Below are 12,671 nucleotides of genomic sequence, written 5' to 3' on the forward strand. Positions count from 1 at the left end.
CGGCTGCGGCTCCGCGGGGGTGCGCTCGGGTGCGCGGAACATCACGATCCGGTCTCAGGGGGTGGTTGAGGGGTTGATTAATGGGGTTGTAATCGATTCCAATCCTGTCTGAGTGATCGATGTAATCGATTCCAGCAGCAATTCCACGAGGAGGTGGAGCGGCGATGGCGAGCATCAAGGACGTCGCCCGTGAAGCGGGCGTGTCCGTTGCCACGGTCTCGCGTGTCCTGAATGACCATCCGTCGGTCAGTGCCGACGCGCGCACTCGTGTGCTGGCCGCCGTCGAGGTGTTGGGTTACCGGCCCAACGCTGTCGCCCGTTCTCTGCGTACCGACCAGACGCGCACCCTCGGGCTGGTCATCAGCGATGTGCTGAACCCTTACTTCACCGAACTGGCCCGCTCTGTGGAGGAGGAGGCCCGTGCGCTCGGGTACAGCGTCATCATCGGCAACGCCGACGAGCGGCCCGATCTCCAGGACCACCATGTGCGGACGCTGTTGGACCGGCGGATCGACGGGCTTCTCGTCTCCCCCACCGACGGTGGCTCCCCGCTGATGCTGGAGGCCGCGCGCGCGGGGACGCCGATGGTGTTCGTCGACCGGTGGATCCCGGGCGTGGACGTGCCGGTGGTGCGGGCCGACGGGCGGGCGGCGGTGCGGGATCTCGTCGCGCATCTGTATGGGCTGGGGCATCGGCGGCTCGCCATCATCGCGGGGCCCGCGGCCACCACCACCGGACAGGAACGTGTGGAGGCCTTCCGGGAGGCGCTTGCTGTTCATGGTCTGGAACTTCCCGACGCCTATATCGGCCAGGGCGACTTCCAGGCCGAAAGCGGGCGGCGGGTCACCGAGGGCTTCCTCGATCTGCCCGAGCCGCCCGAGGTCGTGTTCGCGGCCGACAACCTGATGGCGCTCGGCGCGCTGGACGCCGTACGCGCGCGTGGGCTGCGGGTGCCGCAGGACATCGCGCTGGCCGCGTTCGACGACATCCGGTGGTTCGTGCACACCGATCCGCCGATCACCGCGATTGCCCAGCCCACGGGCGAGCTGGGGCGCGCCGCCGTGCGTGCGCTGATCGACCGCATCGAGGGGCGGCTCCCCAAGTCCGTCACCCTCCCCGCCCGTCTCGTCGTACGCCGCTCGTGCGGCGAGAACCCCACCCCAGTGCAAAGGAGCACGTCGTGAGCAACCCGGACGAGTTGCTGCGTATCGAGGGCATACGGAAGACCTTCCCGGGCGTGGTCGCGCTGGACGGCGTCGACTTCGATCTGCGCCGGGGCGAGGTGCACGTCCTCCTCGGTGAGAACGGCGCCGGCAAGAGCACGCTCATCAAGATGCTCTCCGGTGCCTACACGCCTGATGCCGGGCGGATCCTGGTGGGTGGTGAGGAGGTGCGCATTCATGGTGCGCAGGACTCCGAGCGCCTCGGGATCGCCACCATCTATCAGGAGTTCAATCTCGTTCCTGATCTGACGGTCGCCGAGAACATCTTCCTGGGGCGGCAGCCGCGCCGGTTCGGGATGATCGACCGCGGGCGGATGGAGGCCGAGGCCGCCGAGCTGCTGAAGCGGGTCGGGGTGAACGTGTCCCCACGCGCGCGTGTGCGTGAACTCGGCATCGCGCGCCTGCAGATGGTCGAGATCGCCAAGGCGCTCAGCCTGGACGCCCGTGTGCTGATCATGGACGAGCCGACCGCGGTGCTCACCTCCGAGGAGGTCGACAAGCTCTTCGCCATCGTGCGCAGCCTGCGCGAGGACGGCGTCGGCGTTGTCTTCATTACGCACCATCTGGAGGAGATCGCCGCCCTGGGGGATCGGGTCACCGTCATTCGCGACGGCCGGTCCGTCGGTCAGGTCCCGGCCGCCACTTCCGAGGACGAGCTCGTCCGGCTCATGGTGGGGCGCTCCATCGAGCAGCAGTACCCGCGTGAGCGCGGCGAGACCGGTGAGCCGCTGCTCAAGGTGGAGGGGCTCGGGCGGAACGGTGTCTTCCACGACGTCTCCTTCGAGGTGCGCGCCGGTGAGGTCGTCGGGATCGCCGGGCTCGTGGGTGCGGGGCGTACGGAGGTCGTGCGGGCCGTGTTCGGGGCCGATCCCTACGACCGCGGCACGGTGCGGGTGAACGGCTCCGGTCTGCGCGGCAACGATGTCAACGCCGCCATGTCCGCCGGGATCGGGCTCGTCCCCGAGGACCGCAAGGGGCAGGGGCTCGTGCTGGACGCGTCGGTCGAGGAGAACCTCGGTCTTGTGACGCTGCGTTCGGCCACGCGCGCGGGGATCGTCGATCTCAAGGGGCAGCGCGAGGCCGCCGCCCGGGTCGCCGGGCAGCTGGGCGTGCGGATGGCGGGCCTCGGCCAGCACGTGCGCACGCTGTCCGGTGGCAACCAGCAGAAGGTCGTCATCGGCAAGTGGCTGCTCGCCGACACCAAGGTGCTGATCCTCGACGAGCCGACCCGCGGTATCGACGTCGGCGCCAAGGTCGAGATCTACCAGCTGATCAACGAACTGACGGCCGCCGGTGCCGCCGTACTGATGATCTCCAGCGATCTGCCCGAGGTGCTCGGCATGAGCGACCGGGTGCTGGTGATGGCCCAGGGGCGGATCGCCGGAGAACTCGCCGCCGACGAGGCGACCCAGGACGCCGTGATGGCGCTTGCCGTAAGCACTCCTATCAGTGAGAAGGAGGCCACCCGTGGCCGCTGACACGCTCAAGAGCACGACGGGCGCGAGTGGCGCCTCGGGGCTTCGCCGCCTCCTGCTCGACAACGGCGCGCTGACCGCGCTGATCGTTCTCGTTATTGCCATGTCGGCGCTGTCCGGTGACTTCCTGACGACCGACAACCTGTTGAACGTCGGCGTCCAGGCGGCCGTGACCGCCATCCTGGCTTTCGGCGTCACGTTTGTGATCGTCTCGGCCGGTATTGATCTGTCGGTCGGGTCGGTGGCTGCTCTGTCGGCCACCGTTCTTGCCTGGAGTGCCACGCAGGAGGGCGTTCCGGTCTTCCTTGCGGTGCTGCTGGCCATAGCGACCGGTATCGCGTGCGGTCTGGTCAATGGTTTTCTGATCTCCTACGGCAAGTTGCCGCCGTTCATCGCGACGCTCGCGATGCTGTCGGTCGGCCGTGGTCTGTCGCTGGTCATCTCGCAGGGCTCCCCCATCGCCTTCCCCGACTCCGTCTCGCATCTCGGCGACACGCTCGGCGGGTGGCTGCCGGTGCCGGTGCTCGTGATGGTCGTCATGGGGCTCGTCACCGCCTTTGTGCTGGGGCGGACCTACATCGGCCGCTCCATGTACGCGATCGGCGGCAACGAGGAGGCCGCGCGCCTTTCGGGTCTGCGGGTGAAGAAGCAGAAGCTCGCCATCTACGCGCTGTCCGGCCTCTTCGCCGCGGCCGCGGGCATCGTGCTCGCCTCCCGGCTGTCCTCCGCGCAGCCGCAGGCCGCGCAGGGCTACGAGCTGGACGCCATCGCGGCCGTCGTCATCGGCGGCGCCTCCCTGGCGGGCGGCACCGGCAAGGCGTCCGGCACGCTGATCGGCGCGCTGATCCTGGCGGTGCTGAGGAACGGGCTGAATCTGCTGAGCGTGTCCGCGTTCTGGCAGCAGGTCGTCATCGGTGTCGTCATCGCGCTGGCGGTGCTGCTGGACACCGTGCGCCGCAAGGCCGGGGCGACTCCGGTGGCCACCAGCGGCGGCAACAAGGGCAAGCAGGCGGTGACCTACGTCCTCGCGGCCGTGGTCGCGGCGGCGGTCATGGGCGCCACCTCGCTGCTGCACACCGGCTCCGCCGGCGCGGCCCAGCAGAAGGTCGGTCTGTCGCTGTCGACCCTCAACAACCCGTTCTTCGTGCAGATCCGGGCCGGTGCGCAGGAGGAGGCGAAGAAGCTGGGCGTCGACCTGACGGTCACCGACGCCCAGAACGACGCCTCGCAGCAGGCCAACCAGCTCCAGAACTTCACGTCCGAGGGCGTCGGTTCGATCATCGTCAACCCGGTCGACTCGGACGCGGCGGGCCCCTCGGTGCGCTCGGCGAACAAGGCCGACATCCCCGTGGTGGGCGTGGACCGCGGCGTGAACGACGCCTCCACGGCCGCCCTGGTGGCCTCCGACAACGTCGAGGGCGGCCAACTGGGCGCCAAGGCGCTCGCCGAGAAGCTCGGCGGCAAGGGCACGATCGTCATCCTCCAGGGCCAGGCCGGCACGTCCGCCAGCCGGGAGCGCGGCGCGGGCTTCGCCGAGGGGCTCAAGGCCTACCCGGGCATCAAGGTCGTGGCCAAGCAGCCCGCGGACTTCGACCGCACCAAGGGCCTCGACGTCATGACCAACCTCCTCCAGGCCCACCCGGACATCGACGGCGTGTTCGCCGAGAACGACGAGATGGCGCTCGGCGCGATCAAGGCGCTGGGCGACAAGGCCGGCAAGTCCGTCCAGGTCGTCGGTTTCGACGGCACCCCGGACGGTCTGAAGGCCGTGGAGGCGGGCACGCTGTACGCGTCGGTGGCGCAGCAGCCCAAGGAGCTCGGAAGGATCGCCGTGGACAACGCCGTTCGGGCGGCCGAGGGCAAGAAGACCGAGCAGATGGTGAAGGTGCCGGTGAAGGTGGTCACGAAGGAGAACGTGGCCGGCTTCGGCGGCTGACATTCGGCGAGGGGTGGGCGGTCCTTGGACCGCCCACCCCAAGTGACTTACTAGGGGAGCTACTTCATGTACGACTACGACCTCCTGGTCGTAGGGTCGGCCAACGCCGACCTGGTGATCGGCGTCGAGCGCCGGCCGGGGGCCGGCGAGACCGTGCTCGGCTCCGACCTGGCCGTCCACCCGGGCGGCAAGGGCGCGAACCAGGCGGTCGCGGCCGCCCGGCTCGGGGCGCGTACGGCGCTGCTGGCCCGGGTCGGTGACGACGCGCACGGCCGGCTGCTGCTCGACTCGCAGCGGCAGGCCGGGGTGGACACGGTGGGCGTGCTGGTCGGCGGCGCGCCGACGGGGGTCGCGCTGATCACCGTGGACCCGTCGGGGGACAACAGCATCGTGGTCTCGCCGGGCGCCAACGCCCGGCTCACGCCCGTGGACGTGCGGGCCGCCGCGAGCCTCTTCCAGGCCTCGCGGGTGGTCTCCGTACAGCTGGAGATCCCGCTGGAGACGGTGGCGGAGGTGGTGCGCAACCTCGCGGACGGCAGCCGCTTCGTACTGAACCCGTCCCCGCCGCAGCCACTGCCCGCGGAAGTTCTGGCGGCCTGCGACCCTCTGATCGTCAACGAGCACGAGGCGAAGGTGATCCTCGGCGACGCCTGCGTGAGCGAGGAGCCCGCGGACTGGGCGCGGATCCTGCTGGCCAAGGGCCCGCGCTCGGTGGTCGTGACGCTGGGTGCCGAGGGCGCCCTCGTGGCGTCGGCCGAGGGCACGGCCCGGGTGGCGTCGGTGAAGGTCGACGCCGTGGACACGACCGGCGCGGGTGACGCCTTCACCGCGGCCCTGGCGTACCGGCTGGGCACCGGTGCCTCCCTGACCGAGGCTGCGGCGTACGCGGCCCGGGTCGGGGCGGCGGCCGTCACGAGGGAGGGGGCGCAGGTGTCCTTCCCGACGGCCGCGGAGGTCGAGGCCCTGTGAAGAAGGCGGGCATCCTGAACCGTCATCTGTCCGGCGCGCTGGCCGAGTTGGGCCACGGCGACGGGGTCCTGGTGTGCGACGCGGGCATGCCGATACCCGACGGCCCGAAGGTGGTCGACCTGGCCTTCCGGGCCGGGGTGCCGGCATTCGCGGAGGTGCTGGAGGGCCTGCTGGCCGAGCTGGTCGTGGAGGGAGCGACGGCGGCGACGGAGGTACGGCAGGCCAACCCGGCGGCCTCGGCGCTGCTGGACGACCACTTCGCCGACGCCCTGACCCTGGTCCCGCACGAGCGCCTCAAGGAACTGTCGGCGGGCGCGCGCCTGGTCGTCCGCACGGGCGAGGCCCGGCCGTACGCGAATGTGCTCCTGAGGTGCGGGGTCTTCTTCTAGACCACCCGTACATGCTTCGAGGGGCCCGGTCCGTCGACCGGGCCCCTCGTGCTGTCCCCCTCCGTATCAGAACCCCCGCGATCCCCCCAGATCCCCCTCCAGAAGTCCTGATGCCATGTACGACTCGGGAGTCCCCGGAAGGGTTGCACGGCGCCGCGAGAATTTTTTTCGCCGCCTGGACGACGTGGTCGAGCCCGGCGCTGCGGGCGCAAGCACGCACCCCGGCGCGCCCCGGGAAACGGCCCCCTGCCGCCTACTCCCGAGGCCCCGCCGTGGACCCCCGAACCATCAGCTCCCCCCGAATCGTCGCGATCCCCCCGGGCGGCTCCTCCTCCCGCCCCATGGCGATCCGTCCGGCCCGCGCCCCCGCCTCCGACAACGGCAGCCTCACCGTCGTAAGAGAGGGCACCGCGTCGATGCTGAACGGCAGGTCGTCGAAGCCGGCCACGGAGACGTCCTCCGGGATCCGCAGCCCGGAGTCACGCAGTGCCGCGCAGGCGCCCAGCGCGACGGAGTCGTTCGCGGCGACCACGGCGGTCAGGGACGGGTCGCGGCGCAGGAGCTCCAGCGTTGCCTCGTAGCCGGACTGGCGGTCGTAGCGGCCGTGCACCGTCCAGCGCGGGTCTTCCTTGATCCCGCGTGCCTCCAGCGCCGCCCGGTGTCCCTCCAGGCGGTGCCGGGTCGTGGTGCGCTCCTCGGGGCCGGCGATGTAGCCGAGCCGCCGGTGGCCGAGGCCGATGAGGTGCTCGGTCAGTTCGCGGCCGCCGCCGCGGTTGTCGAAGGTCAGCGCGATCGCCCCGGTGTCCGGCGCCGGCGGGCGCCCGCACAGCACGATCCGGGTGCCCGCGTCCGCCAGCTTCCGCAGCTTGGAGGAGACGGCCGCGATGTGCGTGGCGTTCTCGATGGCCCCGCCGGTCAGGACCACGGCCGCGGCCCGCTGGCGCTGGAGCAGGGTCAGGTAGGTCAGTTCGCGTTCCGGGGAGCCGCCGGTGTTGCAGACGACGGCCAGCCGTTCACCGCCCGCGCGTCCGCCCGGGCCGCCGATCTCCGCCTGGATCGCGCTCGCCATGATCCCGAAGAAGGGGTCGGCAATGTCGTTCACCAGGATGCCGACGAGGTCCGACGTCGCCGCCGCCAGCGCGCTCGCCGGGCCGTTCAGCACGTAGTCCAGCTCGTCCACGGCCCGCAGCACCCGCTCGCGGGTGGACGCGGCCACGGGGTAGTTGCCGTTCAGTACGCGCGACACCGTCGCGGGGGAGACCTGCGCGCGGGCCGCCACGTCCGCCAGGGTCACCGTCATCTCGTCGTCCTCCGGTCGCACGCATCAGCGCGTCTCAGTCGTACGTCGTCGTACACGCGGGCATACAGGGCCCGGTTCCGAGCAGACCTTAAGGCCATGACCCTTCGTTGTTCGCCCCCTCGAACAACTCAACCCCGTCACGGTCTTGTCCGGACCGCTGCAGAGAGGCTAGCTTCTTCATAGATAGAAAGCGCTTGCTGTGACGCTCATCAGTAGAGGCGTACGCGGCGCGCACAACCGCGTACGACTCCTGCGAAGGGAATGACGTGACACGCAAGACGGTGCGTATCGCCATGAACGGCGTGACCGGGCGCATGGGCTACCGACAGCACCTGGTCCGGTCCATCCTGGCCATCCGCGAGCAGGGCGGTCTCGACCTCGGCGACGGCACCGTGCTGTGGCCGGAGCCGATCCTGGTCGGCCGCCGCGAGCACGCGCTCAAGGCGCTGGCCGAGCAGCACGGCCTGGACCCGGAGAACATCTCCACCGATGTCGACGCGGTCCTCGCCGACCCGACCGTCGACATCTACTTCGACGCCCAGGTCACCTCCGCGCGCGAGGAGGCGATCAAGAAGGCGATCGCCGCCGGCAAGCACATCTACACCGAGAAGCCCACCGCCACCGGCCTGGACGGCGCCCTGGAGCTGGCTCGCCTCGCCAACGCCGCCGGCATCAAGCACGGCGTCGTCCAGGACAAGCTCTTCCTCCCCGGCCTGCTCAAGCTGAAGCGGCTGATCGACGGCGGCTTCTTCGGCCGGATCCTGTCCATCCGCGGCGAGTTCGGCTACTGGGTGTTCGAGGGTGACTGGCAGACCGCCCAGCGGCCGAGCTGGAACTACCGTGCCGAGGACGGCGGTGGCATCGTTGTCGACATGTTCCCGCACTGGGAGTACGTCCTGCACGAGCTCTTCGGCCGGGTGAAGTCCGTCCAGGCCCTCACCGCCACCCACATCCCCCAGCGCTGGGACGAGAACGACAAGCCCTACGACGCCACCGCCGACGACGCCGCCTACGGCGTCTTCGAGCTGGAGGGCGGCGCGATCGCCCAGATCAACTCCTCCTGGGCCGTCCGCGTCAACCGCGACGAACTGGTGGAGTTCCAGGTCGACGGCACCGAGGGCTCCGCGGTCGCGGGGCTCAGGAACTGCCGCGTGCAGCATCGGAGCACCACCCCCAAGCCCGTCTGGAACCCGGACATCCCGGCCACCTACTCCTTCCGCGACCAGTGGCAGGAGGTGCCGGACAACGACGAGTTCGACAACGGCTTCAAGGCCCAGTGGGAGCTCTTCCTCAAGCACGTCTACGCCGGTGCCCCCTACCACTGGGACCTGCTGGCCGGCGCCCGCGGCGTCCAGCTCGCCGAGCTGGGCCTGAAGTCCTCGGCCGAGGGCCGCCGCCTGGACGTCCCGGAGATCGGCCTGTGACCATCCAGCTCCCGGACTCCACCGGGGCCCTGCGGGCGTACGAGCCCCGCCAGGAGCCCCTCGCGCTGACCACGGGTGCGCCGTTCACCTCCCGTACGGTCTTCTCGGCGGCCCATGTCGTCGCCGACCCGTTCGCCGACACGACGCCCGACTCGCCCGCCGCCGTCGACTGGGACGCCACCCTCGCCTTCCGCCGCCACCTGTGGTCCCACGGGCTGGGCGTCGCCGAGGCGATGGACACCGCCCAGCGCGGCATGGGCCTGGACTGGGCGGGCGCCGCCGAGCTGATCCGGCGCAGTGCCGCCGAGGCCAAGGCGGTCGGCGGCCGGATCGCCTGCGGGGTCGGCACCGACCAGATCACGGCCGGTTCCCTCGCCGAGGTCCGCGCGGCCTACGAGGAGCAGCTCGCTGTCGTGGAGGAGTCGGGCGCGCAGGCGATCCTGATGGCCTCCCGAGCCCTGTGCGCCGCTGCCTCCGGCCCCGAGGACTACCTGGAGGTCTACGGCCATCTGCTCCGGCAGGCCGCCGAGCCGGTGGTCCTGCACTGGCTGGGCCCGATGTTCGACCCGGCGCTGGAGGGCTACTGGGGGTCGGTCGACCTCGACACGGCCACCGACACCTTCCTGGAGGTGATCGCGGCCCACCCCGACAAGGTCGACGGCATCAAGGTCTCGCTGCTCGACGCGCAGCGCGAGATCGGCCTGCGCCGGCGGCTGCCCGACGGGGTGCGCTGCTACACGGGCGACGACTTCAACTACCCCGAGCTGATCGCCGGTGACGAGCAGGGCTTCAGCCACGCGCTGCTCGGCATCTTCGACCCGCTGGGCCCTCTGGCGGCGGAGGCGGTCCGGGTCCTGGACACGGGGAACACCCAGGGCTTCCGTGAACTGCTCGACCCCACCGTCGAGTTGTCCCGCCACCTCTTCCGGGCGCCGACCCGCTTCTACAAGACGGGCGTGGTGTTCCTGGCCTGGCTCGCGGGCCACCAGAGCCACTTCACCATGGTCGGCGGCCTCCAGTCGGCCCGCTCCCTTCCGCACTTCGCCCGGGCCTACGAACTCGCCGACGGCCTGGGCCTGTTCCCGGACCCGAAGCTGGCCGAGGAGCGGATGAAGAACCTGCTCTCGCTGTACGGGGTGAACCAGTGACCGGCGACCTCTCCCGCTTCTCCATCAACCAGATGACCGTCAAGCAGCTGTCGATGCCGGAACTGGTCGACTCCTGCGGCCGGTTGGGCGTCACCAACGTCGGCCTGTGGCGCGAGCCCGTCCAGTCCTACGGCCTGGAGGCGACGGCCAAGCTGGTCCGCGACGCGGGCCTGACCGTCACCACGCTGTGCCGCGGCGGTTTCCTCACGGCCATCGAGCCGGACGAGCGCGCCAAGGCGCTGGACGACAACCGGCGGGCGGTCGACGAGGCGGCGACGCTCGGCACGGACACGCTGGTCCTGGTCTCGGGCGGCCTCCCGGCCGGTTCGAAGGACCTGCACGGCGCCCGGGAGCGGATCGCGGACGCGCTGGCGGTGCTGGGCCCGTACGCCGAGGAGCACGGGGTGAAGCTGGCGATCGAGCCGCTGCACCCGATGTTCGCCTCGGACCGCTGCGTGGTCTCCACGCTCGCCCAGGCCCTCGACCTCGCCGAGCGCTTCCCCGCCCACCAGGTCGGCGTCACGGTCGACACGTACCACATCTGGTGGGACGACACCGCGCCCGCGCAGATCGCCCGGGCCGGTGCGGGCGGCCGTATCCACACCTTCCAACTCGCCGACTGGATCACCCCGTTGCCCGAGGGCGTCCTCAACGGACGCGGCCAGATCGGCGACGGCTCGATCGACATGCGGGAGTGGAAGGGCTACGTCGAGGCCGCCGGGTACACCGGCGCCATCGAGGTGGAGCTGTTCAACGACGAACTGTGGGCCCGGGACGGGCGTGAGCTGCTGGCGGAGACGGCGGCGCGGTTCGTGGAGCACGCGGGGTAGCCGGGACCGGCCAGGGACGCCGACGGCATGCGGGCCGTCGGCGTCCCGTTCGCATGTCCGGGCTACTTGTCGAGCAGGTCGAGGAACGCCGTCGCCGCGGGTGTGCGGCCGCCGTGGCTCCACGCGACGTACTCGACGCGCGTGGGTGCGTCCGTGACCTCGATGGTGGTGACGCCGGCCAGGTGGGGGACGTAGGTGGAGGGGAGCATCGCGATGGCGAGGCCCTGTCTGATCAGGTGGGTCATGTTGTAGTCGACGGTGGTGACTTCGAAGGCGACCTCGCGGGTGAGGCCGGCGGCGGCGAAGGCCTGGTCGGACTGGATGCGGCCGGCCGTGCCGGTGGGCAGGTCGACGAAGGTTTCGCAGGACAGCCGGCGCAGGTCGGCCGTCGGTTCCTCGGCGAGGGGATGGTCCGGTGCGACCACGGCGACGAGCCGGTCGCGGGCGAGTTCGCGTGCGGCGACGCCCTGGGGGTGGACCGTGGGCGGCAGTCCGAGGAAGGCCACATCTATGGTCCCCTCCTTGACCCGCTCGACCAGGTGCTCGCTGGCCGCCACCCGCAGGCTGATGCGTACGTGCGGGTAGCGCCGGCGGAACTCGCGCAGCGTGCCCGGGATGTCGACCGCGGCGACGGTGGGGATGAGGCCCACGGCGAGCCTGCCGCGTACCTCCCCCACGGCCGCGGCGACTTCGGCGGCCGCGCGCTCGGCGGCGTCCAGGCACTGGCGGGCCGCCGGGAGGAACGCCTCGCCGGCCGGGGTCAGCCGCACCCGGCGGCTGGTGCGCTCGAAGAGTTTCGCGCCGAGTTCCTTCTCCAGCTTGGCGATCTGGTGGCTGAGGGCGGACTGGACGACCAGACAGCGCTCGGCGGCGCGCGTGAAGCTGTTCGTCTCGGCGACGGCGATGACGTAGCGCATCTGCTGGAGTTCCACCGATCTATCGTGAATCACGATCGATGAACTGACAAGCATGTGTTGGACTCATTGATCGGTGCGGGACGAGACTCGTCGCATGACCAGTCCAGCAGCACAGACAGTCGTGGGCGGAGCCAGTGGCAGCGGTCTGCTCGGCGGGAATCTGCCGCGCACCCTGCTGACGGCGTTCGCACCCGTCGTATGGGGAACCACCTACGTCGTCACCACCGAGTTGCTTCCGCCGGGGCACCCGCTCTTCGCGGGGATGCTGCGCGCCCTGCCCGCCGGGCTGATCGCGCTGGCCTTCACCCGGACGCTGCCGCGCGGGAGTTGGTGGGGCAAGGCGGCGGTGCTCGGGGTGCTGAACATCGGCATGTTCTTCCCGCTGCTGTTCGTCGCGGCCGAGCGCCTGCCGGGCGGCGTCGCCGCGACCCTGGCGGCGGCCCAGCCGCTCGTGGTCGCCCTGCTGGCCGTGGCGATCCTGCGCCAGGGGCTGACGGCCTGGCGTCTGGCGTGGGGGCTGGCCGGCATGGCCGGTGTCGGCCTGGTGGTGATCGGGCCGGCCGCGAGCTTCGACGCCATCGGTGTCGCGGCGGGCCTCGCGAGCGCGGCCTCGATGGCGCTCGGGGTGACGCTCACCAAGCGCTGGGGGCGTCCCGCCGAGGCCAGTCCCACAACCTTCGCCGCCTGGCAACTCACCGCCGGAGGCCTGTTCCTGGTGCCGCTCACGGTGCTCTTCGAGGGCGCGCCGCCGGCGATCGACCTGCCCGCCACCCTCGGATACCTCTGGCTGGGGCTGGTCGGCGGTCTGATCACCTTCGTCCTGTGGTTCCGCGGCATCACCGCCCTGCCCGTCACCTCGGCCGCGGTACTCGTCCTGCTCTCCCCGCTGGTCGCCGCGGTGCTCGGCGCGGTCGTCCTCGGCCAGACCTTCGGTCCGCTCCAGCTCGTCGGCTTCGCACTCGCGCTCGCCGCGATCGTCGCGGGCCAACTGCCGCCACCGGCACGCTCACGCGACTGAACACCGGCCCGCCCCCGAAACCCTCCAGCCCCCCAAGGAACT

General features: G+C 71.0%; 11 protein-coding genes. 9 read left to right on the forward strand and 2 right to left on the reverse strand.

Features of this window, described 5'->3' with window-relative positions; translation table 11 throughout:
• The first annotated feature begins 164 nt into the window (after positions 1–164).
• From AB0Q90_RS20065 to rbsD, 5 genes are all read left to right on the forward strand, one after another.
• Positions 165–1,184: a LacI family DNA-binding transcriptional regulator gene (locus tag AB0Q90_RS20065; protein WP_363160354.1), complete on the forward strand. Its 1,020-nt coding sequence runs from the start codon at positions 165–167 to the stop codon at positions 1,182–1,184.
• Positions 1,181–2,701: a sugar ABC transporter ATP-binding protein gene (locus tag AB0Q90_RS20070; RefSeq protein WP_363160355.1), complete on the forward strand. Its 1,521-nt coding sequence runs from the start codon at positions 1,181–1,183 to the stop codon at positions 2,699–2,701. Before AB0Q90_RS20065 ends, AB0Q90_RS20070 begins: the two co-directional genes overlap by 4 nt.
• Complete coding sequence (locus AB0Q90_RS20075) at positions 2,691–4,634, forward strand: substrate-binding domain-containing protein (protein WP_363160356.1); 1,944 nt, start codon at positions 2,691–2,693, stop codon at positions 4,632–4,634. The genes AB0Q90_RS20070 and AB0Q90_RS20075 overlap by 11 nt, the downstream gene beginning before the upstream one ends.
• Positions 4,635–4,700: 66 nt before the next feature.
• A complete protein-coding gene (locus AB0Q90_RS20080; protein ID WP_363165504.1) occupies positions 4,701–5,603 on the forward strand; it encodes a ribokinase in 903 nt (300 codons plus the stop codon).
• Positions 5,600–5,992 (forward strand): D-ribose pyranase, encoded by a 393-nt coding sequence (rbsD, locus tag AB0Q90_RS20085; protein ID WP_363165505.1) that lies wholly within the window; start codon positions 5,600–5,602, stop codon positions 5,990–5,992. Before AB0Q90_RS20080 ends, rbsD begins: the two co-directional genes overlap by 4 nt.
• Positions 5,993–6,245: 253 nt before the next feature.
• Here the strand turns inward: rbsD and AB0Q90_RS20090 are convergent, their stop codons facing one another.
• Entirely contained in the window at positions 6,246–7,292 is a 1,047-nt protein-coding gene (locus AB0Q90_RS20090; RefSeq protein ID WP_363165506.1) for a LacI family DNA-binding transcriptional regulator, read from the reverse strand.
• A 266-nt stretch (positions 7,293–7,558) separates the two neighbouring features.
• Between AB0Q90_RS20090 and AB0Q90_RS20095 the strand changes: the two genes are divergently transcribed.
• The 3 genes from AB0Q90_RS20095 to AB0Q90_RS20105 are packed head-to-tail and all read left to right on the forward strand — an operon-like array spanning position 7,559 to position 10,694.
• The gene (locus tag AB0Q90_RS20095) at positions 7,559–8,716 is read left to right on the forward strand and encodes a Gfo/Idh/MocA family oxidoreductase (protein ID WP_363165507.1); all 1,158 of its coding nucleotides are present in this window, start codon (positions 7,559–7,561) and stop codon (positions 8,714–8,716) included.
• Positions 8,713–9,864: a dihydrodipicolinate synthase family protein gene (locus AB0Q90_RS20100; protein WP_363165508.1), complete on the forward strand. Its 1,152-nt coding sequence runs from the start codon at positions 8,713–8,715 to the stop codon at positions 9,862–9,864. The genes AB0Q90_RS20095 and AB0Q90_RS20100 overlap by 4 nt, the downstream gene beginning before the upstream one ends.
• Positions 9,865–9,896: 32 nt before the next feature.
• Positions 9,897–10,694 (forward strand): sugar phosphate isomerase/epimerase family protein, encoded by a 798-nt coding sequence (locus tag AB0Q90_RS20105; protein WP_363165561.1) that lies wholly within the window; start codon positions 9,897–9,899, stop codon positions 10,692–10,694.
• A 62-nt stretch (positions 10,695–10,756) separates the two neighbouring features.
• Here the strand turns inward: AB0Q90_RS20105 and AB0Q90_RS20110 are convergent, their stop codons facing one another.
• The gene (locus AB0Q90_RS20110; RefSeq protein WP_363165509.1) at positions 10,757–11,626 is read right to left on the reverse strand and encodes a LysR family transcriptional regulator; all 870 of its coding nucleotides are present in this window, start codon (positions 11,624–11,626) and stop codon (positions 10,757–10,759) included.
• Positions 11,627–11,705: 79 nt separating this feature from the next.
• Here AB0Q90_RS20110 and AB0Q90_RS20115 point away from each other — a divergent pair, with 79 nt between their 5' ends.
• Complete coding sequence (locus tag AB0Q90_RS20115; RefSeq protein WP_363165510.1) at positions 11,706–12,629, forward strand: EamA family transporter; 924 nt, start codon at positions 11,706–11,708, stop codon at positions 12,627–12,629.
• The last annotated feature ends 42 nt before the right edge of the window (positions 12,630–12,671 follow it).

Source organism: Streptomyces sp. NPDC079141, from assembly GCF_040686775.1.
In the GTDB taxonomy this organism is placed as follows: Bacteria; Actinomycetota; Actinomycetes; order Streptomycetales; family Streptomycetaceae; genus Streptomyces.

Coding starts and splice junctions, on each gene's coding strand:
- AB0Q90_RS20065 (WP_363160354.1), top strand. CDS start 165: ATGGCGAGCATCAAGGACGTCGCCCGTGAAGCGGGCGTGTCCGTTGCC.
- AB0Q90_RS20080 (WP_363165504.1), top strand. CDS start 4,701: ATGTACGACTACGACCTCCTGGTCGTAGGGTCGGCCAACGCCGACCTG.
- AB0Q90_RS20115 (WP_363165510.1), top strand. CDS start 11,706: ATGACCAGTCCAGCAGCACAGACAGTCGTGGGCGGAGCCAGTGGCAGC.
- AB0Q90_RS20105 (WP_363165561.1), top strand. CDS start 9,897: ATGACCGTCAAGCAGCTGTCGATGCCGGAACTGGTCGACTCCTGCGGC.
- AB0Q90_RS20090 (WP_363165506.1), bottom strand. CDS start 7,292: ATGACGGTGACCCTGGCGGACGTGGCGGCCCGCGCGCAGGTCTCCCCC.